This is a genomic window from Rhodopseudomonas palustris BisB18 (assembly GCF_000013745.1).
Classification (GTDB): Bacteria; Pseudomonadota; Alphaproteobacteria; order Rhizobiales; family Xanthobacteraceae; genus Rhodopseudomonas_A; species Rhodopseudomonas_A palustris_F.
Genome location: NC_007925.1, coordinates 4,355,704 through 4,379,656, shown reverse-complemented (window position 1 = coordinate 4,379,656; position 23,953 = coordinate 4,355,704). Strand labels below are relative to the sequence as shown.

Below are 23,953 nucleotides of genomic sequence, written 5' to 3'. Positions count from 1 at the left end.
GGCAATCTGGGCTTCATTCGTTGGCTTGTGTCCGGCTCTGCGGACTCAAGTCTATTTGAAGTTCGGCCATGATCCCGGCTCGATCCTGCTCGGGGATATGCGCCAGGAGATAGGCGATCAGGTCTTCTTGTCGGCTCTGGCCAAAAACCATGCGGTAGATCGCGAGCGAACGGCGGAGTCCATGGATACGCTCGGCTTCACGACTGAACGGTAGCGCGGGCACATGGCGTTCGATCTTTGCGTCGCCGGGAAAAAGCCAGTAGGGGACAAGGTCGTTTTCCTGGCTCGGCCGGTTAGCCCGGCCAATTGCAAACACCGTTTCCCAAACGTCCGAGGCCGGGCGGTCTAGAGCTTCCGTCGCAAAAGCTGCGGCGACGTTTTTCCGGACCGCGTGCCCCTTGTAGCGATGTACCCGACCCTCGCGCTGCTCCAGGTCAACGGGGTTTGACGGCAGGTTCCAGTGCGTGATGGCGTGGCAATAATGGTGAAAATCGAGCCCTTCCTGTCCTACCGAGGTCGAGACCAGGACAAATGGCCAGAAAGGTGAGTTGAATGCCGCTCGCACGCGTTCTTTGCGCGTTCCGGCAGTAGCAAGCAGGCCGCCGGGTTCAGCCTCTTCATCGTAACGTTCGTCACCAAAGCGCATGGCAAAGCGAATGTGCATCGGTTCGCTTTTGATCTTTGCCTCGCGCGCGTAAGGCGGTGCCGAGATTTCATCGACGCGCAGCGACGCGGTGCGAAGCGTAAGTGCCCCGATGAGTTCGGCGGCAACCTTCTCGGCCATGGCGCTCACCGGCGCGTCGGCGCAACCAAGTGATTCGCGAAGGAGGTGCGTATATTCGTCGAGGACGGCCTGGAGTCCGCCATTGTGGGCGTATTCCAGGACACGCAGCCAGTAGGGTTCGCCTCGAAATTCTGCCCGAATCGTCTCGGTCACTTCGGCGTGGTTGAAGAGCGACAGAAAAGCTCGTCCCGACCGCGCGGCGGTGTCGCGAAGGGAGAGGCTTTGCGCGGTGTCTTTTTCGCCTGTCCGAACATAAGCACGAAGAGCTGCCGTCGCCGGGGCCGCAGAGGCCGCAAGCGAAAGCACGTCAATGAGGTCTTCAGGTGGCGAGCCGAGACGCTGCTTGCCATCCCGGATGGTATTGAGCGTCTCTCGCGCCTCGTCCACATGGCGCGACCAGCCGGCATCCTCCTCGCCAGCCTCGGCACCGGCCCAGATTTGCGCAAGCTCGGTTCGCTCCCACCACGCTTGCGCAGCGGCGGGAAATTCCGCGAAGTCCAGCAACATCGGCGCCAGCCAATACCATCGCTCGTCGGCGTTGCCGCCGGTTTCGTAAGCGATTCCCAGCCCTTCGACCATTTCGCGGAGGCGCGCAGCAAGCTCCAACCGTGCCTCGGAAGCGGTGAGGGAACGGCCCCGCGCAAGGTCTCTAGGATCGCAATGGCGCGCGAACGTCAGGCATGGGTACACCAGCAATAAAAGCGGCATCCCGGTGAGGCGGTCGGCGGATGTTCCGAAGCGTAAGAGTCCCCGTTGTTTCTTCCAATCCTCTTGTGTCAATCGGGCCCGGGGATGCGGCGCGCGCATCATCCTTCGTTCGGCCTCATAAGATACAAGAGACGCCACGGCCCGTGGCACCATGTGCCAGGCAGAAAACACGAGGCGTTTGGTGAGCTTCGCCAACTCGGGCGCGGCGAAAGGACCCGCCAGGGCATAGTAGTTCAGTGATGGCGGTATCCAGAGGAGCCGCCACATTCCGCGATCGACGGTCTCCGCAAGCAACCCGCGCAAGCGCGGATTTGCCGGCTCCAGCGGCTGATATGTGCGGGCTTTCTCTAGATCGAGAAAGGTGTCCGGGAACTCCCGAACGAACTTCACGATCTCGCTTGTGTCGGCCGCTTTTTTGAACGCGTCCTTCAGCGCGTAGGAATCCATGAAATTGAACAGGTAGGGTGACGATTTCCAATACTCGACAAGGTCTCCCTGTCCGATGGAGTCGGCGATGCGTTGGGCGCCGAGAAACGCGCGGACGTCGACGGTATGGAGCGATCCGTCCGCCGGCGGCGAATCCAGCAACATCCCGCCGCGCTGACCCGCGGTCGCCAATCGCTCCGTGCGCGCCATTACGCGTCGGAGCCGCTGCTCTAGCGCTTCCTTCGCGCTCCGAAGCTGTGCCAAACCCTCTGGAGTCATGATCGCGGGCAAGGCGTCCCGATAGTCTGCGAGCACCTGCTTGCAGCCCGCAGCATCGCCGTTTTCAAGGAAACGCAGCAGGGTAAGAAAATCGCCATAGTGATCGTCGTCGATCTCGTGATGCAAGCTAAGCCCGCGATAGGGTGTGGCCGATAGCAGCAGGGCGCGCGCACCGTGTTCGGACTGCGAGTCAAACAAATCCCGCGCCAGCTCCCCTGCCTCCGACTCTTCTTCGAGCAGATGTTTAAACCTTTGAAATTCATCCAGTATGATCAGGTCAGGCTCCAGCGTTGCGAGGCATACGCGTGCGAGCATCCACCTCAACTCGCCGATCCACTGTGTGCGTAGCTTCGTAGCGCCCGGCTCAGGCCGGGCATCGCTGCGGCAGAAGATGCGACACAAGACCTCGAAGCGCTGCCGCATGTCGGGGGTCTTGGCCGCCTTTTCTTCCTGCACCTGCTCGGCGAGGCGGGATACAAACTCGGCGGCGATCTGCTCGTTGACCATCGCAGGATCGAAAGCGTCTACTGCGCGCTCAAACGAAGCGGTCGATGCATAGTCTTGCATCACGTAGAGCGATGCCCGCGACCCGTGAATGCCCCACGCGCGATCCAGCAGCCAGTAAAGTAGGACCCGCTCGTCGATGCGCCCGCCGCCGCCGGTTTGCTCAAACGAAGTGGCCGGTGTCAACGCAACGAAATTCACGCGATGACGGCGTAGATCGTGCATGTGAAGCGGCAGAAGGGTAAGTCGAGTTGACTGGGCCGCGACCTCGCATCCTGGAATAGCAAGCCGCTGTACGTTCTGGCGGGCGATATCAACGTTTGAGCAAATGTAGATTATGTCAATGCGCGGCACCGTGCTCCACAGATGGTCGATCGTTCGCGCAATCACGCCCCGCGCAACAAGCGTCTTACCCAATCCCACCTCATCCGCGACGAGAAAGCGCCGGGTCGGTTGCTGGCCGTAGAACCGTTCGAAAACGTAGTCCACCGTCGTACGCTGGAAGTCCTTGAGGCCGGCGAGGACGGAAGCGGTATCTGGCCGGCCCGTCATTTCGACCTCACTTGCTGAGCGGCGCCCCAGATTGGTTCCCAGATTTTCTGGAATTCCGGGCTGATTAACTCGGTTTCGTTGGGGCCGCGTCGCAGGGCCTCAAGGAGCGATTCGACCCGTTCGAGTTGCGCCGGTCCCTGATGCAGGGAGCGCAGCATGGTTTCGAGTAGAGATGGCAACGGGGCCGTGCGCTCCGTAGCGCCGTTCAGGGGCTGAAGAAGACCCGCCAGTTCACCCGACGACGCGGCTGCTTCATCCCCGGCCGAAAGGAGAAAAAGGATGTAGCGCAGCAGCTGGTCGCGACTCTCGATGAGCGATCGGAGAACGTGATCTTCCCGATCGGCGGGTGCGCCGTCGAGCGTAAGATTCATGACAAAAGTGCAGCTCGACTTCGCTTCGCCGACCCTGGCGGTTACACCGAAGGCGATCAGCGGCGTCAGTCCTGTAAATGACAGGCGTGGAAACATAACGGGGCTTCCGAGCGGCAGCGCCCGATTGGCGAGTTGGGAGATTGGCCACGCGAGAATGTCAACGATTGCGTCGGGCAAGCGCAACGGCTTGGCACACTTAAGGCTCATATCGAAAAGATCCGGCTCGTCGGCAGGCGTGGCGACGAGGTGGGGGCCGGATGCCGCGACGGCCTTCTTGGCAGCCTGGAACAGATCGTCAAACTTTTGCGCCGTGAGGTCGATTGGCGCGGACGCCGTGTTCGGGTCATAGGGTTGCAGAAGGTCTGCAAAGTTCATCTCGCCTTTGGCCCGCCGTAGGAACTGGTCAACGCCGAAGCGGCTTTTTCGTCCTACCAGCTCGATCATGAATTCTACGTTGTGTTTGAACGCATGGACGGTCGCGTTAAACGAGCCGCTGAATAGGCTCGCGTCCCAACCATGATCAATCACAAAAAGCTTGGCGTGCAGCCCGTCCAGCACTTCACCCCGCCCGATCGTGGAGACATCGTCATTAGTTCCATCGGCCAATTGTGGCGCAAGAAAGTGGAGGCTATCGCAACCGCTTAACGCTGCGGGGTTGAGCTCTTGCAAGGTTTCGGGACGCGACACCAAATGAGTTTCGCCCCCTGAATCGATGAAGTCCTGCACCACGCTATTCGAGAGGAACGGCGAGACGATCAGACTCTTATCCCTCCGTGATCCGAATGGCGCGGCGGCTCGGCCATCGAGCCCTCCAACCCAGAAACAGCATTTGTCCTCATCGAAGCCTTCCGGCCAGGTGAACCGCACACGGCGTAATTCGTCGGCGATCTGTGCCAGGCCTTGCCGGCGCTTGGCCGGGAGAGAACGCGGCGAAAGACCCGGGAGCGCGGCAACGAAGTCGCCGAGCGGATGGTTAGCCGCTATGGCGTTCGAACGATCCGTAAGTTCGCCGTCAAGCGCGACAACTGTATCCCAGCAGCGATCGAAGGTCAGGTTGCGGCTCAGACACAGCACGCGATATCGGATCCTTCCGTCCTCGGCCCCGAAGCGAAGCGCCCATACTTTCGGGTGAAAGATGCCCTCTTTATCCGGGGGCTCTACGTCGTAGATGCAGGGCTCCAGAAACGTTAGGAGCGGCGGATACTTTGGTGGCAATCGGATCTGGCCCGACTGGCAAAATATGGTGAAGCGGTCGCGATAGCGTCGCAGCGCTTCGAGCAAAGCCAGCGGATCGGCGGCTAGTTCGCCGTCCGGCTGTTCCCAGTCGAAAAAGGCGAAGGACAATGGAAGCATAAGGGCGCTGATCAGATCGAGCGAGAAGGTGGTGCCGACCGCGAGATCGAGCTGGCAGCCCGAAGGCGGCCGGAGCAGCTCAAGCAAATGCGCGCGTTCATCCGGCCTAAGCATCGGACGCCTCTAGGCCTTTGAAAATGTCTCCAAGCAGCCGCTGGCTGATGAGCCACCGATATTCTAATTGGGCGGAGCCTGAGTCGCCGTTCCAAAGCTCCCGTGCACGGGGATTGCCGATCCGGGCGAGGTCCGTTTTGAGTTTACGTTCGCGGTCACGGATGAGGGCGCGAACGGCTTGGCTGTCGCACAAGGTGGCGGGGTCGGTGCCCAAGACGCGATCCCACCACGCATTGCTGAAATCATAAGTCGGAGCGCTGATGCGGGGATTGCCGGCACGGGCGAGCTCCCAAAAACGGTTGCGCTTCCATGCCTTCAGGATTGAAGAGCGGCCCGTGACGAGTTGTGCCCACGCCGCGAAGCGTTCCCTATATTCCTCAACGCCCTCGTCCCAGCGCTCCTGCTCGGCAAGGATCAGATTGTAGAGCAACGGTGCGCCGTGGGTGATTTCCGAAAAATTGCGCGCATGCTCCAACATCTCGCGCAATTTCAACGGCATTTCGGCAAGATACGGAAGCTGCCACACGAAAGCGACATCCTCGTGATGGTGGTGACGTGCGACAAGCTCGGCGAGAAGCGTACCAGCACATTGCGGACTGAGGCGGATGCGCTCGCTTAGATACTGAGCTTCGGCGCGCGTCAGACGTAGCGAGCATTCGTCCGGAAACGCCTCGGGCGGCAGAACGAGGCCGGCGTGCCAGTTCGGTGCTATGAGATCATCGTGCTCGGCATCGCGCTCCGTAACCCGGCCGCCATGGCGATGGAGCTGCGCATAGCTCCGATCAAGGCTGCGGTGATATTGGGACTGCGCGCCGGCAAACGTCCGAATCCCCCATACGTTCAACCCGTGCCAATAGACGCTGCTGGGCAGGCGCTTCAGCGTCGTCTTTGCGTATTTACCGATATTACCTTCCTTGTCGTCCGATTGTTCAATAGCTTCGATCAAGTCCGTTTCGGCCCGCCGGCCACGCTCCGGTATTCGCGCCGAGGTGACGCGCTGCCTCTCCAGCCGTTGATAGGTCCAGGCGACCAGGAGAAAGTATCTTGCACGCGTCATGATCGTGCTTGTGCCGGGAAAGAACTGATCTGCGAATGAGTCCCGTATAGCACCGAGACCAAGTTCGTCACGCGTATCGTGCTCTTTGAAAAGATCGACCACGTCGAGCATTTTTCGCCGATCGCGCTCTGAATAATCCAGCCAGACGAACGCCGACATCGGGACAATCCTTTCCGCCGCTGCGTGGTGACGTTGCGGCATAAACTCGACGAGGATCAAAAATGGCCGGGAATTCCGACGGTCGAACACGTTACAGTTGACGAGTGATTCAGGTGAAGGCAAGCATTTTTCTGAGGTGTACCGTTAGTGTGCGGGCACGTAGCCTCCCGCGTCAGGTTCGGTGCGCATGGACACCAGTTCGATGTCATCGAGCGCGGCATTGGTCTTCGCACCCGTCGTGTCCGCGAGTTGCTAGCTGATGTCAACGACTGGCGATAGTTGAAAAAATCGCCTTAAACATGCGCACGAGCCGTCTCTTGATCAGCGGCTTTTCGAGGACTTCGAGGCGTTGCCGCTGGGCCTCGACGAAAAAAGCCGCGGGCGTTCTGCCATCCGTGCGCAAAATTGCGCAACGATATTTCCCATTTCGGCGGTGAGCGACATGACGCCAGCTATTCCGAATTTCTGAAGAATGCCAGCATCAAGAGTGAAGCGCTCTCGGTCCTTTACCATGCGCTGTTGCTGCACGTGACAGGCATCGACGCACCGATATTGAAGCGATGGATCTTCGATAATTTTCTGTCCGCTCCGATCAAGATTCATTTTGTCCAAGCAGGCCTGCTCGACAAAAGCGTTCTACGCGCAGAAGGGCAGCCGAACGCTCAGGCTACGGATGGGAATGCCTCGCAGGACGTCGTGGCAGCCGACCATCCTGCGCCGTCAGTCGGCGCACCATAATGCGCCTGCACCAAAAGTGCGTCAGAGCCAAAACTGCACGCCGAATAACAGCTTGTAACGCCTGATGGTGTTTACTGTCAGTAATAGCTGGCAACGTAGATGCGTCCTTTCAATCCCCATGTGGCGCCGCACAAATTCCTGGCAGCAATGCGCCGCGCGGCTAAGGTGCGGTCGCGTTGAGTTGCCAGACATTTGCCGTGGTTCTCAATGAATCAAGGTTCGATAGAGCTTGAGAGCGGACGACGTCGTCTTCTGATGTCAGTATATCGGTCTCCGCTTCATTCAACGTCCGCCTGAAGTAATCATCAACGACAGGTCGCCAGCTTGACCGATCAAACATGGCAGAAAAGGCAGAACTCTCGAGACGAATAGCGCCTACTGCCGCGATCCAACCATCGTCAAGTTTCGAAGGCGCTTGATACGAAAGAACCGTCTGAAGAGCCTCATGCTCGTCGGTATTCGCTAGCAAAAATAACATGCGCACTACATCTGTTCGATTTAGGACAGCTGCCTGCTCGGCGAGTGCTGCTGAAACACCGCGATAGTCCGAAGCTGCAAATTCATCGTCTGGCCGTCCGCAAAGCAGGGGACGAACAACGCCAAGCGGCCAATTTTGAACACCTCCGGTGTGGGGAAGCAGCTTCAGCAGCGATCTGAAAAGAAGCTCTGGAGCGCCGACGCGAGCTTGCTCAAAGAGCCAAAGCCGATGCGCGCGAGGGGCAATCGCTCGCCATGGTGCGAGAACGGCCAGTGCGCGAAAATGCTGTGCTGCCTCTTCGTCGGAGAAGGTCGGCCAATGTCGCTCCAGAAATGATCGCCGTTCCATGTGCTTCAATTCGTTGGATCGAATTCCAAAAACCCGACGGTCTGCAGGAAGATCAAAACTATCGGGCGCCACATTCCGGTTCTGATTGAACAGGCGAGTTATCGCTGGCCCCATACCGCGATCGGGAAGAGCCGAACATGCCAGTTCTACCCGTTCTGGCAGCGAAAGCGGCGCGTGGGGGTGTATTAAGGGAAGTCTTCGCCAGGCGTTAAGTGCTTCTTCCCGAATGTACTCCGGTAGATCGTCGCCGGCTACGTCAGTCGGAAACGCCAGCGACCGCATTTCGTCGGATGGCAGCTCCACGTCTGCAATGCGTGTACGGTCAAGTAAGAACAGCCACAGTAGCTGCTCGATCGGACTGACGGACTGAGGCGGTTCGTTTGCAAGCCATTCAGCCGGCCCGGCGAACGCGGGATCTACCGGTCGACATTTCATCGTGCGGCACAACGCGTAAACGGTTCGCCTCTCAATTGGCCGACTTTCCAGCAAAAGCGCCAAGTCCCAACTCAGCCAGTTCGAAAGCATGTTCCTCCGTCGTCCTTCCGCAAGCTCGCCAGCCTCGTCCAACCATTCATCGTAAAAGCAACTACCCAGCCGTCGGGTTTGGATAGACTTGTTCACGTCGCTCGATTGTGCGCCGGTCCAGATCGCAAGTACCCGGTCCCAGTTTCCAAGACTTGGCTGAAGCCTTCTTGTACCTTCGACATAGGCTTTGACGCTTTCGCGTATGTTCCCTTGCAGGATACTGCCTCGTCGTTTCTCGACATAGGTCAATAATGCTTCGGCGTCATTACGCGACAGAATATCACCGAGACGTTCGGCATCATTCTCTATCCATGGAACGATTTCATACAATCCTTGAAGACGAATCAAACCGCAGACGTCGTCGGGTACCTGCAGGCCAAGCTGGTGAATCGACGCCAATGCTCGATTAAGGAAGCCTTTGGCGAATCGTGCACTGGCACGCCCCATCAGTAGAAAGATGCGCGCAAGATCTGAAACCACAATGGGATCACATAATAGCTTGGCGGCAGGAATGCATGGATTAAGTCGGAAAAGATGGCTGGTGAAACCCATTGCCATTTGGATTGAATCGTAACGTGTGATCGGATTAAGTCGAACCGCAACGTCGAACGTTTTCTCGAGCAGTTCCTGTGCCAATGCCCCTTGTTCACCGCGGAGCAATGGGCTTTCGTCAAAGGCGACTATCACGGAAACTTGCAATTCATCCCGACGGCGGCGGAGCGTCCACAACATTGCGATCTGCTGTTCAGACGTTGCTCTGTCAAAATCATCTATCAGCAGAACATCACTTGACTGGAAGGTCTCCACTATCAGGCGACATAGCGACCTTACGTCTAGAAAATTAGCGCGAAGTTCTACTTCCTTGCGCCAAAAAGCCCAGACCGACACACCACAGAAAAGGACGGTGCTGGCTGCAAGTACCGCACTAAAAACTGTTTTGGCTGCTGTAAAATCGACGAGCTTGCTGACGAAAGTAGTACCAACAGAATACTCGAGAACCAATCCTACGGAGATGATAAAAAACGTTGCGCACGTCGCAACAAGAGTCGCTAGTCCTAGGCCAATAATGCTTCGCGACAACAAATGCTTGCGCGCAATAAACGCGTCAAACGCGGCCGCGACGTCTTGTTGCGGGTACTCCGAAATCTTGAAAATCCGAACCCTTCTTGGGTAGCGCAATCCTCCCGAAATCGTGGATTTTCCGTCAAGCCAGTCAAACAGTTGAGACAAGATTCTTGTCTTTCCCTGCCCGAAGCGGCCGAGCAGGGCAAGTATGCTTGCTTGGCGCCGTCTTCCGCCACCTTCGAGCGTTCCTAGCAAAGCAGATTTGATCGTATTGAGCGCCGCTTGTTGCCCGAACAGCGTTAGTGCATCGGTCGTCCCCGAAGAGCGCTCCTCAATAAAGCGAATTTCCAATGCATCGCCCTCGACAAGATCCCAAGTCGGGGATGACCAGTTGGAAGTAGCGTTCGTTGTGGTCTGCCGGGCCATTATAGCGGTTCTGGCTTGGTGCCAATGAGCAGATGGAATTCGAGCTCAAAGCTTGAGCTCCGCCGAGCCGTCAGCCACGGGCTGAGCTGCAACAGTTCAGGTCCGTTTTGGTTGCGCCAGGGAATGTAGAGTGCGCTGTCGTCGGGCCGGGGAGGATCAAAATCGGCCTCCCAAATGCCGTCCTGCAACGCTTTGTTTGGCCCGAGCCGCTGAAAACTCAACAGCCCGCGCCGACTTGGATGAAAGCGAAGTCCATGCATCAGTGGCAGTTCGCAGTAGAAGGCAAGCAGGTCGACAATAGCGACTATGTTCGCGTGCTGGTCCTGGTAGTCTATGGCGACATAATCGCCACGGTCATGATGTTCGACCGCATTGCGCAGTTTCCTAAGTGAAATCAAGCTTTCGAAAAGAGCTTCCCCGGGTTCCCACCCGGGGCTGGATACGAAGCGTCGAAGCGCGAAGGGGACGGGCCGCCAAAGTTGGCGAAGTGCGTCCTCAATTTCCTGCGCTCTCAATCCATTCTTCCACGGGGGCCGTTTTCCGACAGCGGCGAGCGTTACACCCAACGTTAACTTCATCAGCCGTTCTCGCAGTTCGGAGAAGTTGCGAAAGAAATCAGCCCAATTATTGGCCTTCTTGGCGTCACTAGCTTTCAGCGCGGGCAATGCCAGGGTGTGAGGAAGAAGCTGGCTTGCCGCGAACAGCGATTTCTCGACGTAATGCTCCCGAAGATCACGTACGAATTCTACAGCATAGTCATAAACGCTAAGCTTATTACCTCCGTCAGACACATGTGCTCGCTCGCGATACTCGGCTCCGGCAAAGCCAGCGCGATTTGCAAAATTGATCTTTCCAAAAGATGTGTAGATGACCTTTTTTGTCAGAGGCCATTTGTTGAGTTCGGTGAATGCAAGACCGTGGTCGTCGATGACGGCTCCCTGTTCGTCCATCGGGAGCCGTTGGTCGATGGAGATTCCATGAAAATGATGATCTCGCATGAGCGACTGCGCTTTCTTGACCGTGCCCGCTACGAACAGATTGTCCTCGGCGATGTTTTCGGACAAAAAAGCCAAACGCAGCAATTCCTGGGCCTGATCGACGTCCTCTAGTATCAGGATCTTTGGGGAAAAAATCATCACCAACACCTCACAAGGCAAATCTCGAATGCGGTTCCTGTTTCGCTGGCAAGATGAACCAGATCACCGTCCATCTCGCGGGCCATCAGGCGAGCAACGTAGAGCCCTTGGCCGGTCGAAATGCTACCAGTGGTATTTCCGGGTTCGAACAATTTTGCTTTGATTTCTGCGCGCAGCCCGCGCCCGTTGTCAGCTACAACGAGTCCGTTGTCGGATCGGGCCACAGATACCACGGTATTTGGGCCGGCGTATCGAATAGCGTTTTCCAGCAACGTAAAGATAATGCTGCGCAGGAAAATTGGATCGGCGCGAAGATTTGGCAAATCCGCTGGTGCGGGTTGAAGCACAACCTCATTCAAACTTGCCGACTCATTGTACTGCTGTCTTAGCTCTTCCCACATTGCTCCTGTATCGAGATCCCCGACTTCGACCGGCTTGACAAGATTTGACATTCGCTCGACGAGCGGAGCCAATTGGAGAATCATTTCGCTGATCTTCTTTATGGCATCTGCCGGACTCACGCTGCCTTTGCTGGCCGATTCAATCCATCCGCTCATCGACCACAAGCCAAGCTTGAAGTTATGCTGATAGGTCGAGCTTATCCGGCCAAGCCAAGCCTCCTGGCTCTGTATGCTCACTTGGCTCTTGAGAGAGCGGGCGCGGCCCTGGGCCAGAAATAGCCGTCCCATGAATTGCCCGAACGCCTTCAGTCGCTGTTTTTGACGTGAGCTGAACGGGTGATGATGCTCAAATAGCAGTGCCAACATTGCTTCCGGCTGCAGTGCACCAGGAGTACTTACCTTCAACGTTGCCTGTGATAGGGTAGGGCGATCGGGCCTCAACGATCTGTCATCGTCGAATTCATCGAGCACGTTGGTGAAAACGAACTCATCGGGCCCTTGCAAAACCCTGCAAAGATGGGACCGGGGCCAACGTGCGCGAACCCACTCCCGCCAGTCGTGCAAGAGTTGATCGTCGGCTCGGGAAACATCTTCTTCGCCCGGAATTGCGCGAAAAACTTCTGCCACCCTCCATGGCTGACCGTCTTGCACCGGTGGCATTGCGATGATCAAATCGGAAAAGCCACAAAGTCGGTAGAGCGAGCCTGCTGCCGAGCTCAAAAGCGTCGTTGCGTCGGCGCCCGTTGGCGATTCGGCGATGGTTTCCAGCAGTTCGGCCGCTTCGCCAAGAAACCAGAGCGACCGCTGCCGCGCGATGGCAGCGGCTGCCGTCTCTACAATTTTTCCAGCAAGCTGTTGATCGTCAGGGCTAAACGCATTTATCTGGTCACTCTCGAGATTGGCGGCTCCATAGCAGGCCTCTTGGAAGCTTAACGGCAGGGTGAGGGATGACCTCACATCGGTATTAGTGAAGACGAATTCGTGGGTATGTTCCCCCACATCGGAATAGAGGACGGGCTGCATCGTTCTGACGACTCGCGCGTAGGTTGACTTGGTGTCGTTGATATTGATTTTGTCGAGAGGTTTTGTAGGTCTGAGATCGCCAACAGGTCCGCCTACACGAACAAGGTTGCCTGAGCCACGCTCAAACAACCTTACGGTTGCTTTTGCACGCGCACCAAACGCCTTGCCAAACTCAGCATGTAAAAAGCTGGCTAGCGGATGTCCCACCTCTTCGCTCGAATTCGGATGAGTAAAGACGTTGAGCAATTCCGTGATGCGGCGCTGGCGAGCTCGCAGCTTGTCTCCCTCGCGCTCACTCGCGCGAGCGTTGCTTAGTTGCACAGCCAGGTGGTGAAGCGAAGGCCCCTCGTTGGAGCGAAATCGGGCGTGCTCGGGCGGGGAATAAATTGCGTACACTCCACCTTCGCGATCTACTGGGTCTCCGACCCTGGCCAAGAGAGCCCTCCAGCGTTGCATTCCGATGATGCGCGGGGACTCGGAGCCACTCTTGCTGATATGTTCAAGACACAACCAAGGGTCCGTATTGTTGATCGAACCCGGACTGACAAAATTGCGAAAGAAATGAGGGGCGTCGACCAGCTTTAGTTCTTTCCCCGCATCAAAGTGATCCACCATCGTGAATGCACTCAAAACTCCGTGCGCCCCGTCTCTAAAGTAGAGAGCCTTTACACCCATGTGTTTTATGAGGAACTCGGCCGCGGCTTGACCAACGGCTGCCGCCCCGCCACCCGTTTCAATAAGGAGCGCAATCGTCTGATTGAGGTTCCCCCACGCAGCTTGGCGGGATTGCGCATGCATCTCGGAAAATTCAAGGATCATTCTAGGCAGCAGCGAAGCGTCGTTTGAATCGAACTTCGGCATGTATCGAATGATATCGGAGTCCGCGGCCTGTTGTCTGAACTCCGTATTTTCCAGCGAGACAGTCACCAGCGCAAAAGGGCAGTATCTGATCTCCTCAATGGTATCACGCAGGTGCCTGATTAGACCGAGGCCGTCAAGGCCCTTTGCGCCGGCACCGAGGTTTCCGTCGATGAAGAAACCGTCAAAAGCGTTGTCGTGCAGGATACGACGGCGAATTAGTTGAAGCAGATCGTCCAAAGTACCGGCGGTAACACCGCTTTTAGAGTACTTCTGATTTGGCTCCAGAAACAAGAACAAGTGGAATTCGGCATGGGTTCCAAGTTTCGGATTCGCGAAAAGGGTCGATTTCCAGTCCTGGATAACGCTCTCCTCATTGTCGACGAGGAGGAAGCGATGTTTGCGACCTGGCTCTTTATCGAGTCTTTCGAGAATTTTCGTAACGGAATTATGGTCTTCCGATCTTGATCGCTGCCGTGCTGCGGTGGCCTTCGAGAAGGTGCCTTTCTTCGTGGATGCCTGCTTGGCCATGTAACTCACCTTCGCGACTTTGCGCGTTGACCCATCAGGTCCTCGCCGTGACGCCCGACAATGGGCAGCTCAATTGCAAAGGCGACGGTCATCCCGGTCGGGGCGACTTTCAGCAACTCGATCGAGCCCAGCATATAGCTTGCCAAAAGGCGACAAATGTAGAGACCCTGACCATGTCCGCTTCCCCGTGCCTTACTGGTGACACCCTTCTCAAAGATCATTTCTCTCCTTGCAAAATCGATTGACGGTCCATTGTTGGAAACGGTGAACCTCATTCGGTCGCCGCGTGTTTCAGCCAGGATTTGTATTTTCTGGTCGCTCAGCCGCTGACCGACGAAGGCGTCTATGGCGTTGACAACTACATTCAGAATCAGATGTTCGACCAAGGCAGCATCTGTCTTCAGACTCGTATCGAGGCCGTCACCGTCGATTGAAACAGCGATGCCGTATTTTTTCCGCCGATATTCGACGATCGTCGTCACTTCGTCCAATAGGTCACCTACGCGAACGGTTGCCTTGGTCCGACGGTCGAGGTTGTTAAATGCATCGGTAATTCGCTTGGCCCTGTGAACAGCATTGAAGGATCCCTCCAGCGCCTGAGAGATGCGTTTTAGTTCGCGCGGCTTTGGCTTGAGCTTGTCGTCGAGGCTGGTGCCGGCGCTTAGAATATTGTCGAGCTGATTCTCTAACGTGCCGATCTGTGTCGCGAGCTCATGAAAGATCGCCTGAGGGGCCAGATCGGAAATAAGGTTCCTTCGATCGGCTGCGACCAGTTCTGCACGGCCCTCCAACTGATGGTTCAGCAGCGCATAGCCAGTTTGGAGAAACTCCATCAGACGCCACTCTGGGCGTGCCCCGCGAGGCAAGTTGGGGAGGTCTCTCGTGCCAATAGACGGATAGAGTCCTATCAGCGCGCGGTCTGGCATGGTTGCATCAATGCCGGGTAGGGGGACGCCTGCGAGCCAAATCCCGTCATGGCTTCCTTCGATAAGACTATCGAACTCTCCGTGGTATCCAATACCGCGAAGGTACTCTGTGAAGCTGAAATCGACCGTCAATCCATCTTCAAACAGTCTGGTGAGAATGGGGCTGTCGGCCAATTGGCCGACGGTACGAGAATAGGCTACAAATTTATCTGGCTGCAGCCCTGCCTGCATTATTGGTCTGACTTCCAAATAGCCGGCCTCTGTGGGATAGCCCTCAAAAACGACATAACAGATCGCTGTACGTTCGTTGGTGTCGCCATTCGCGAGCCTCGCAATAACGAGCTCCAGCAAATCCTCTCGGGATCGCGCCGCACGTACGAGGGACAGGATTTCTATTTGCAATTCGTCAAAAAAGGACCTACCCCGTTGTGAGTAGCTGGCGGAGCTTTCGCGAGGATTGCTGGCTGCGCTGGCTAATTCGATCTCCCTTTCGATGAGAAATCTGGTGTCCGAGATCGATTTTGCAGCAGGCAACGCTCTACTCAGGCGTTGAAGCGCCGCAACCACAAGCGAGGGATTTAATTTTGGATCGTTGATAGGCACTTGGTCCCTACGATATTTGTTGGGCCATGGCGCCCTTGTTACTTTTGGATTTTCAATCGCCGAGGTTGATCCAGCGCTACGATCGCCGAAAGCAATATTCGGGGCGAACCTCTGGCGCTTGACTGAATGTCCGGTTCAAGTTCGTACAAATATAGTTCTCGTCTAGATTGTAGTATGGAACTCTAGGTGTCAATCGGCACATTTTCAGCGGCTGCGGGCTTTTTGACGTCCTAGGCCCGTGGAGGGTCGGGAGATTGTGGGCTGGAATGGCAGACTTTGTCCGGCCACTAGACGATACGAATTGAGCCGCACCAGGTTCTGTTGACACCGGCTTAGACTAGCCGCCGGCTCAGCATTAATGTGTGCGCCAAAGATGGCCTGCGGCGCGACGCCGTGTTTCAGAAGTTGGGTGCAGACTGTCTTGATGCGGCCCCAGCCACCTCCGTCACGGTCCCAGTCGAGATCGAGAATGCTTGCAGCGCCTTGTCGGTCTTCTCCGTGAGCTCATCTAGACGTTCGACTGAATTGGATGCACGGACATTCTTGATGACGATGTAGCCGTAGAACGGGTTCTGATTGAAGTGCCCGTGCGCCAGGGTATTTCGCTCTCCCGCGATTTGCTTCATAAGCGGGATGGGAACATCGGCGATGGCCGCGCCTTCAGCCGATGATTCAGGAGATCGAGAGCCTGCAATGTTGAGCGCGAAATTCTGTCGGATGCCGGCTTTGACGAGATTAGCCCGGTCAAGACGCTCTAATGTTATTTCGATGATTTCTGTCAAAAGGTTGTCGAGTTCATTGAACGCGAGGATGAAACGCCCGAGCGCGGCCTCGTATTGTTGCCGAATCTCGGGTGATCCCCATGGAACGTCGTCGTCATCCCGAGCCCCCTCTGTCATCTCGCCGCTCTCTGGTGTTCAGTTTTCGCGCTGCCGCTGCGCCGCCGCCGTCTTCGCCGTTTCGGTCGCGATTGTTCTTGATGAGGTGTGTCCGCTGAGGCATCGATTGCGGGCCATCCCTCAATCAGCCGGCGCCGGACATTCGCTGCGATACCCGGACTCCTGATGTAGAGGCCGATTTCACCCTGCGGAGCATCATGGCTTGTATCAGCGGACGACCAATTGAGACTGGTGATGACGAGATTGTCGTCATCCCAGAGAAGAAACTTGCCGTGCAGTTCACGATCGTGAATCTGAACCAGCCTGACGCCAGCCGAGGCGGCTAGGGCCGCCAGATCCTTGGCGTCCTGCTTTGTGACCGGTCCCGAGGGCTTCGAGTAGCAGAGAATTCCCTGCACCGAGCGCTTTGCGGCAGCCATCATGGGAATGATCGTCCGGGCTTCCGCTGCCAATCCAAGACGATCGCCGCCAACCATGATCGATTTGTCGGAGGATTCGCGTGCCAGCCGCATGAGGTCGGCGTGTTCGTCTCCCCTAACAAGCCGCAATTCCGCTTCACCGTCAGGAGTCGCGTGGGTGCGCAGAGTGCGAGCCAGGGATGTCAGGTCGGAGGCGGTATTCGAACTTGTGGCAATGTCAAAGACAAGTTCAGCGAATTCCTGAGCGACCCGCGCGACGGCATGAGGATGACGCAGGACCACCGATGTTTCGACACGATTAAACCCGCTATAGAGCCAATTGCATGATCCGACGACGGCGACAAATTCTCCTGTGCCTCGGCCCGTCGCATCCGCAATCAGGAGCTTGGCATGAGAGCGCGTCGTATAGAGGTGAACTCTAGCTCGTCCCCGTAAATTCTGGTCCGTCGTGATCCGGTGATTGATCGCGATCGCTGCCTCCAGGTTGGCCTTGCGATCACGCGCATCGCGATCCGCGCCCCAGAAAATGTCGATGCGGACGCCTCGCTTGGCGGCTTTGCCGAACTCTTCCTGCAGCTCGATAAATGCACTCTCTCGCAAGAACGTCGAATGCATGATCAATCTGGAGCGGGCTTGACGGAGAATTTCGATCAGACGGTCGCGGTGGTCTTGTCCGCTGAGCACAATATCGTCCGGCTGGATCGGAACGGTGTGAAGACTACCCCTGGCCGTTCCGAGCGCTGCCGACCGACGCGGCGGCTTGATCGTCATCGGCGTGCCGGGCCTCTGGTCCTTCGCCGCACGACGTATCGCGCCAACAAGCTGGTCGTCGGCATCCTGGGGCAGGCCCTTGATGCTGTTGCCAATCACGGTGAACAAGGCGAACTGATCCACCGTGTCGGAGGCGCTGTAGTCAACGCTGGAAAGTTCCTCGTCGTCCGCCAGTACCTGATCTGCGGCTGCATAGAGATCGAGGCTCGACAAACGACCCCAGCCGCCATCAATGACGAGCCGGCGCACGTCATGCTGGCGTTCGATCGCCTCGATCTCCGAGGGGCGGTATGGCTTCAGATCGCGCAGACCATAGGCTCGCCACGCGAAAGGCTCCATCGCGAACGATATCCTGCGCGCTACCCGCCGGGTCACGGGCGGCAAGGTCTCGAATGTTTCGACGACTTCGCGACCGGCCTCGGTGGTGCGGAACGAAGCACCCTTTGGGGAGGCCGCCAGTTCGACCCAGCCGAACCGCATCATGCGAAGGATGATTTCCGTGATCAGGCGGGCGGGGATTCGTGCAACCTTCGCAAGTTCACCCGCAGTGCAGGGCTCGACCGCCAAAGCCCACAGGATCAAGCGATCGACTCCGCTCCAATGGCGCCCCTTGTCGACCCAAACCCGCAGACGCGCCAGCTTGACCGGCACCGCGACACGGACTGCATTGTGACCACTCATGATTTTGCAACCGTCATGAGCGAAGCCGCCGTCACCAGCTTGAATTTCGGCGTCTTACCGTCAGGGAGCGTTTCTTTCGCCAACTGGTCGAACACCTCCGACATTTTCGCGAGGAATGCTGGTACGCTGCGATTATCTGTGCTGTGGCGTCGGTATCGCCGTCCCTGAACGCGCAGGAATTCCATGCTGCCGATGATGATGAGCTTCCATTTGGCTCGGCTCAACAGCACGTTCATGCGCCGTCGATCGCGCAAGATGCCGAGCGCCCTTCGTCCAACATGGTCATTATTTCGTACCAACGAAACAACGACGACGTCAGCCTCACTGCCTTGGAACGAGTCGACCGTGCTCTCAAATCCCGACGCATTAGTCCCGGGCTTGAAATCCACGATATTGACGAGCTTGCCCTGCAGCGCGTCTTCGATCGCGCGACCCAAACGGCCGACCTGTTCATTGTAGGGAGACAGGACAGCAAGCGTTGAGGGCTCCTCCGGTTTTTTCGGGGCAGGTTTCAACATTCCGAGAACGGACAGCGCAGCCTGCAATTCCGCAGGATTGTGATAGGTAGGACGTTGCTCGCCAGCGCTGCCCTCCCGCTGCACATAGGGCAGATCAATGAAGACGATCGGTGAAGCTGGCAGTCTCTCGTCCGTGATCGTGAACGGCGGTTGTTCGCTATGGAATTCTGTCTCGCGCTCTTTCGGTGTCTCGAGCGTTCCGTCATAGAAGCACTCCGAAATCACGGTGGCGATCGCGGGGTGCATCCGGTGTTGCTGCAGGAGTTCGGTTGCCACACGACGGCGGCGTTGGTCGGATCGTTTCTGCCGGTCGAGTTCGCCGGTAACCAGACTCTCGAATAACAACAGCATGCGGCGCGCCGACGCGCAGGTCTCGCTTAAGACCCCGTCGTCTTCAATTGCCTCTTTGAGATCATCCAGTCCAAAGTCTCGGAAGATATTGCCGATGAGTAGATCGCTTTCGGCCAATGCACTCTTGACCCGCGTCTGGTCTTGCAGAAATTCTGCGATGCGGTCCGTGTCGAACGGCGGCAACTGGTTGTGATCCCCAATTAGCATCCGCCGCATCGACAGCAGCTGCGGCGCAAGAAGTTCCGATCCCGTTGCTTTCGCGGCTTCTTCTATGATCGTCCAGTCAAACAGCGCGCCGTCATCGATCAGCCGGGCAAGGTCGCCGGAGTTGGTCGTCGAGAACAAGACATTGGCGGATTGCAGAACAAGCGCTTCGAACGAACGCCGTTGGCGCAGCGTCGTCAGGGAAAGCCTTGCGCGCAAATTTCCGGTCACGCCCGCCGCGGTCGTCATGTCGCGCAATGTCTGTTGTATGGCGCGCGGCGCCCGGCGATAGAGCGAACTCTGCTTGAGTTCCTGGAGATAAGCCTTCGCTCGATCCGGCGTCTGAGCGCCGGAAAGATCGGCGCCGTTGTCTGCCTTGGACCGGACCAGAATGACGTCGTTATCTAGCCCCGTTTTCTTGAGCATCTTCTGGACGGATGCGGCGAGATGATCCAGGGCTTGATGTGCCTGCGCGCTCAAGAGAAGCCGGATCGTCGGGTCACCCGCCAGGGCTCTGCGCACGACCTCGGTGACCAGCCTGGTCTTGCCGACACCGGGCGGACCGACAACGAACTGGCCGGGACCGGTCGACCAGATCGAGCGCAACGCCTCCTGCTTGGACTCGTCAAGTTTGCCGAAATGATCGTCCTCAACAAGCGGGTCGTCCTGATAGGTGCGCAACCGTTCCCGCGGATCGGCCAGCATGCGGGCGAGTTCGGACTGGGTCGACAACGTTGTCAGCATGCGGAGCCGCCGCCGAAGGACCTGCTCCGTTCCTGTTTCGTCGACCTTGCGCAGATGAAGTTGCGAATGCGGCGGGACGACGCCGTCCAGGATCTCGAATTCGTAAAGCCGCCGATGGTTCTTCTGGACCGGGCGAATGAAACGTACGCCGGCGGCGCTCCGAACCGTCATGCCGAGGCCGGCGGCTTCGGTGAGCTGCCATTCCGCATCGACGTCGGCCTCTTCGCGGTCGAAAAGTCTCCGCATCAGTTGGTGCGGTTCGCCCACGCCAAGCGCCTGCGAAAGTCGTGTTCGATGCTCCGAATCGCTTGCCGCGATTTCAACGATACGTTTGTCTCCTTGACGCCGTTGATTGACAAGTTCCACAGGCGCGATCTCGGCCCCCTTGAAAAGCGCCTCCGCGATCTGGGCAAGGAGCAGACCGCGCCGTACGACAAGCGTCGGGTCGCCATCGGGTGTCATGTCGAAGGCCGCGCTCCAGTCCAGTGCATCGGAGCGCAATTCATTCAGGCGGCGCGACGCAGCCGCAAACCGGACGATCTCGATTCGGTGCGCGGGAAGGGCGATTGTTTCCCGTCGCCCCAGGCGGACGTCATCCCTGAAACGAGCGTTGTTGCAGGAGGCGACATTCCAGGTCTCGTCAGCCCCGGCGACACGAAGAGGCTGAAGGTCATACACCAGACTTTCCGTCATCAGCAGAAGATCGCCTCTCGCGGTACGGGTGAGACTTGCGCCAGTCTCCAGATCCGCGCGAATAAACTCGACTTGGCTGCCGGAATCGTCATTGTCGAAGGTGTCGCCAGAGGCTGCACACAGCGTGGCAGAAAGCTGACTAGTTGGTCCGAGCCGAAGCGCCAATACATACCGGCCATTGTCGGCAAATGCTTCGGCATCCAGTTCGTTGAGAATGGCATCGATCCGACTGGTGACCGTTGCGGCATCGAGGATACGATTGCGCTCCGGTTCGAACAGCAGCCTGATCAGGTCGATCTCCGAAGCCCGCAAATCGATTTTCGCGCGCCCTTCAATGAATTGAATCTCCTCTTCCTCAAGCTTGTCTGCGTCAAGGCCAATGAGGTCGGCCCCTACCTGGCCGAGCGCGCGCCAATCGTCGAGAAAGGAAAAGATGACCGAGCCGACCGGACGGCTTTTTGCGATCACATGCAGGGGAGCCTTGTTGAGTTCTGCGACCCGCAGGCAAAACTCGAACCCGCCCAAACGGAAGTCAGGCGTGGTCGCGGCCCCAGTGGAATAGACGGCGCGACCATCGATCCGGCCATGAACCAACCCTTGACCGTGAACTGCCCCGAGGGATTCCGCCAGACGACGCAAATTCTTCCAGAGCAAGGCGCGTTGCCGAGGTCCCTGCAGCGCGCGCAGCCAGTGGTCGGGACGCACGAACCGCGAAGCATGTTCCAGTGGAGCGACGTCACTCGGCATGACGATGTAGAATGCATCGTCACTTTCCCCCGAAGCGAGGACCTCCACGACGACTTCATCCGCGCGAGGGTAGGCACGCACGCGCTCGCTCTGGCGCATTTCATGCCGCCACAGTTCTCGAAAGTCCGTATCGACCGCAGTTCCGGTTTTCTCCCAGTATTTGAGAACCACCGGGTCGCCAGTCCGGCGATCGATGGCGCGGATCACGGCAGATTTCAGCGCGGCCGTATTGGGAGAGGATAGAAATGTTTCCTCGAGCGCAAAGCGCTCCGCGAGGGTATCCGGCTGGCGCTTTGCGTGAGTCGGAGGCATGGGCTTTCCTCACAACCGGGTGACGCCGGATGGGAAGCGGGGCTCGGGTAGGTGCCGAATCAGCTCGAAAAGAGCGTTCACGATCTCTGTTTCTCGTTTTGTTCGCAACAAGATATTGCTGATATGACGGCAAGGCTTGCATTTTCTGCCATTTGACAGTATATGTTCTGCCAAATGCTAGGAGGCGATCATGAGTGTCGCATTTCGACCAGCGGTGGATTCGGGAGCGGCCGGGGCGATCCCCAATTTATCCGACGCAGATACGCGCGAGCGGCTGACGCCGGCCGCGGTCGATGGTGTGGTCCGGCTCGCGGAAGTCTGGCGGCTGACCAGCTCGGAGGTCTGCGCCTTGCTCGGCGATGTGTCTGAGCGGACCTGGTTTCGGATGAAAAAAGGGGAGTGGTCGGGCGCATTATCGCACGATACGCTGACGCGCGTCAGTGCCTTGGTCGGGATCTTCAAAGGATTGCGGCTGCTGTTTTCTGAACCCTTGTCTGACGAGTGGGTGCGACTACCGAACAAGGGACCACTCTACGGAGGCCGCCGACCGCTCGATGCTATGATCGAGGGCGGCATTCCTAAAATGCTCGAGGTCCGTCAGCACATCGACGCTCTGCGCGGCGGCCTGTGAATGCCGTTGCCACAACCGTTGAACTGACCCAACGCGAAACCGTGCGGCTGATCTCCACTGGCCGCCTCAAAGATCCAGTGTTGCTGCCGCTTGCCGCCAACCACGGGGCACTGGAAGATCTTGCCGCGTTGGAGAGCGTGACCAACGCGCGGCTGCAGGCACAAGAGACCGGCCTTCCCAATCTGAATCCGCGAGAGCTTGTGTTTGGTCGCGCCGGCTACACGTTCATTAACGCCGCCTTCACCCATACGCGGCCGGGCGGCAACCGCTTTAACGACGACAGTCGCGGCGCATGGTATTGCGCAGTCGAAGCCGAGACGGCTCTCGGTGAGGTGTCCTACCATCTCACGCGTGAGCTGGAAGCGATCAGTCGTTATGAGAACGTGACGGATTATGCGGAATTGATTGCCGATTTTTTTGGTCCGTTTCACGATTTGCGTAACGCTGATTTCACGGACGACCCGGTGTTGCATACAGATCCCGCCATCGCCTATCCAGCGGGACAGAGCCTTGCCAAGCGCCTTCGTGGAGAGGCGGCAAGCAACGGCGTCATCTACCCCTCGATCCGGCATTCCGGAGGGACCTGTCTCGCCGCGTTCCGGCCCGATCTCGTTCAAAACCTAAGGCAAGGCGGAATTTGGCGTCTGGAATGGCAGGGTGCGCCGACTCCAACGGTGACACGCCAAAGCCAATAGCTGCCGAATAGGGGCGTATAACTGTACAGAGCTGCTGCTGGCAGAAGACCTCACCTGGTTGCGTTCTCGCTTATCCGCCCCATCGAACACCCAACGGCCTTGTCGAGGTTAAAGCGAATCACTTAGCTTCAACAGGGGTCACTCCACCAGACTTGTCGCCGGGTCAAAGAGAGCAGGTTGCAGCATTATTCGTGATCCGTTCCTTCGGATCGTCAGATAATCGGCGATTGGCGGTCTTGGATTGGGAGCGATCACCGTGGCCCTGCTGCTACTGACATCTGTCAATATCGAATATACGAAATCAGCCCTGCGGAGCGTTTTTCCGCATGTAAAGGCAACGCACCGCGCCGAAGCGCTGGCCGCCGGTCTTTGCTTTCGGACTTATGCCTCATTGCTGGCTACCCTCAAACGCGATGAGATGGCGCGTTGTACTGTTGGCTTCATCGACCTGGCCAGATTCTCAACGCGCCTACAGGAGCTCGGCTATCACACTGTCGATCCAAGTTCTTTGATCGCCATTGCGCGCTCGCCGGCGATGCCATTGCGCCCATGGGCGGAGTACAAGAATGGAGACCGGGTCGCAAACTACCGCTGGTTCCGGGAATGCCAGCGGCGCGACATTCCCGATATCTATATCGAGACCCGCGCCAAATACGTAAGGCTGAATTGGGATTGCATTTCACGAGATCCGAAGCACGACACGCATCTTGGCGAAGATCAAGGTGCTAACCTCGTCCGAAAGATGTTTGCCCGGTTTCAGGCGCTAACTCGTCATAGATCGGGCAAGGCAATGTTCGAGGGCAGCTCCTTCGTTGGCTTCGTCGATCACCTTTTACCCGATGTCGCCAGAGATATCGCCGATGAGTTCTATACAATGCTGACCGTGCCGCCCGCGCAGAAGATGGCGGCCTAGTTCGGGGGGA

The 23,953-nt window shown here is 57.6% G+C and carries 14 protein-coding genes; 4 read left to right on the top strand and 10 right to left on the bottom strand.

From position 1 onward, the window contains the following. Nucleotides 1–13: 13 nt before the first annotated feature. Genes RPC_RS19700 through RPC_RS19690 form a run of 3 tightly spaced genes read right to left on the bottom strand, consistent with a single transcriptional unit; the run spans nucleotide 14 to nucleotide 6,307 of the window. Nucleotides 14–3,253: a helicase-related protein gene (locus RPC_RS19700; RefSeq protein ID WP_011474344.1), complete on the bottom strand. Its 3,240-nt coding sequence runs from the start codon at nucleotides 3,251–3,253 to the stop codon at nucleotides 14–16. After that, nucleotides 3,250–5,091, bottom strand: a complete 1,842-nt coding sequence (locus tag RPC_RS19695) for a phospholipase D family protein (RefSeq protein ID WP_011474343.1) — start codon at nucleotides 5,089–5,091, stop codon at nucleotides 3,250–3,252. Before RPC_RS19695 ends, RPC_RS19700 begins: the two co-directional genes overlap by 4 nt. Beyond that, nucleotides 5,084–6,307: a DUF6361 family protein gene (locus tag RPC_RS19690; protein ID WP_011474342.1), complete on the bottom strand. Its 1,224-nt coding sequence runs from the start codon at nucleotides 6,305–6,307 to the stop codon at nucleotides 5,084–5,086. The genes RPC_RS19695 and RPC_RS19690 overlap by 8 nt, the downstream gene beginning before the upstream one ends. 405 nt (nucleotides 6,308–6,712) lie before the next feature. Between RPC_RS19690 and RPC_RS19685 the strand changes: the two genes are divergently transcribed. Next, nucleotides 6,713–7,045: a hypothetical protein gene (locus RPC_RS19685; protein WP_011474341.1), complete on the top strand. Its 333-nt coding sequence runs from the start codon at nucleotides 6,713–6,715 to the stop codon at nucleotides 7,043–7,045. 160 nt (nucleotides 7,046–7,205) lie between these two features. Here RPC_RS19685 and RPC_RS26345 read toward each other — a convergent pair whose 3' ends face one another. From RPC_RS26345 to RPC_RS25670, 7 genes are all read right to left on the bottom strand, one after another. Next, nucleotides 7,206–9,887 carry a P-loop NTPase fold protein gene (locus RPC_RS26345; RefSeq protein WP_011474340.1) on the bottom strand — a complete coding sequence of 894 codons (2,682 nt, stop codon included), beginning with the start codon at nucleotides 9,885–9,887 and terminating at the stop codon, nucleotides 7,206–7,208. Continuing rightward, a complete protein-coding gene (locus RPC_RS19680) occupies nucleotides 9,887–11,026 on the bottom strand; it encodes a hypothetical protein (protein WP_157043259.1) in 1,140 nt (379 codons plus the stop codon). Before RPC_RS19680 ends, RPC_RS26345 begins: the two co-directional genes overlap by 1 nt. Next, complete coding sequence (locus tag RPC_RS19675) at nucleotides 11,023–13,836, bottom strand: GAF domain-containing sensor histidine kinase (RefSeq protein ID WP_080507367.1); 2,814 nt, start codon at nucleotides 13,834–13,836, stop codon at nucleotides 11,023–11,025. The genes RPC_RS19680 and RPC_RS19675 overlap by 4 nt, the downstream gene beginning before the upstream one ends. A 5-nt stretch (nucleotides 13,837–13,841) precedes the next feature. Further along, nucleotides 13,842–15,365, bottom strand: a complete 1,524-nt coding sequence (locus RPC_RS19670) for an ATP-binding protein (protein WP_011474337.1) — start codon at nucleotides 15,363–15,365, stop codon at nucleotides 13,842–13,844. A 398-nt stretch (nucleotides 15,366–15,763) separates the two neighbouring features. Continuing rightward, complete coding sequence (locus tag RPC_RS19665; RefSeq protein ID WP_011474336.1) at nucleotides 15,764–16,264, bottom strand: hypothetical protein; 501 nt, start codon at nucleotides 16,262–16,264, stop codon at nucleotides 15,764–15,766. Next, nucleotides 16,261–18,135: a phospholipase D-like domain-containing protein gene (locus RPC_RS19660; protein ID WP_011474335.1), complete on the bottom strand. Its 1,875-nt coding sequence runs from the start codon at nucleotides 18,133–18,135 to the stop codon at nucleotides 16,261–16,263. The genes RPC_RS19665 and RPC_RS19660 overlap by 4 nt, the downstream gene beginning before the upstream one ends. Next, nucleotides 18,132–21,704 carry an AAA domain-containing protein gene (locus tag RPC_RS25670; protein ID WP_011474334.1) on the bottom strand — a complete coding sequence of 1,191 codons (3,573 nt, stop codon included), beginning with the start codon at nucleotides 21,702–21,704 and terminating at the stop codon, nucleotides 18,132–18,134. Before RPC_RS25670 ends, RPC_RS19660 begins: the two co-directional genes overlap by 4 nt. Nucleotides 21,705–21,894: 190 nt before the next feature. Here RPC_RS25670 and RPC_RS26925 point away from each other — a divergent pair, with 190 nt between their 5' ends. From RPC_RS26925 to RPC_RS19640, 3 genes are all read left to right on the top strand, one after another. Then, nucleotides 21,895–22,335, top strand: coding sequence for an antitoxin Xre-like helix-turn-helix domain-containing protein (locus RPC_RS26925; RefSeq protein WP_011474333.1), 441 nt, complete (start codon nucleotides 21,895–21,897; stop codon nucleotides 22,333–22,335). Further along, nucleotides 22,332–23,030: an RES family NAD+ phosphorylase gene (locus RPC_RS19645; RefSeq protein ID WP_011474332.1), complete on the top strand. Its 699-nt coding sequence runs from the start codon at nucleotides 22,332–22,334 to the stop codon at nucleotides 23,028–23,030. Before RPC_RS26925 ends, RPC_RS19645 begins: the two co-directional genes overlap by 4 nt. Nucleotides 23,031–23,286: 256 nt before the next feature. After that, a complete protein-coding gene (locus RPC_RS19640; RefSeq protein ID WP_157043258.1) occupies nucleotides 23,287–23,943 on the top strand; it encodes a hypothetical protein in 657 nt (218 codons plus the stop codon). The last annotated feature ends 10 nt before the right edge of the window (nucleotides 23,944–23,953 follow it).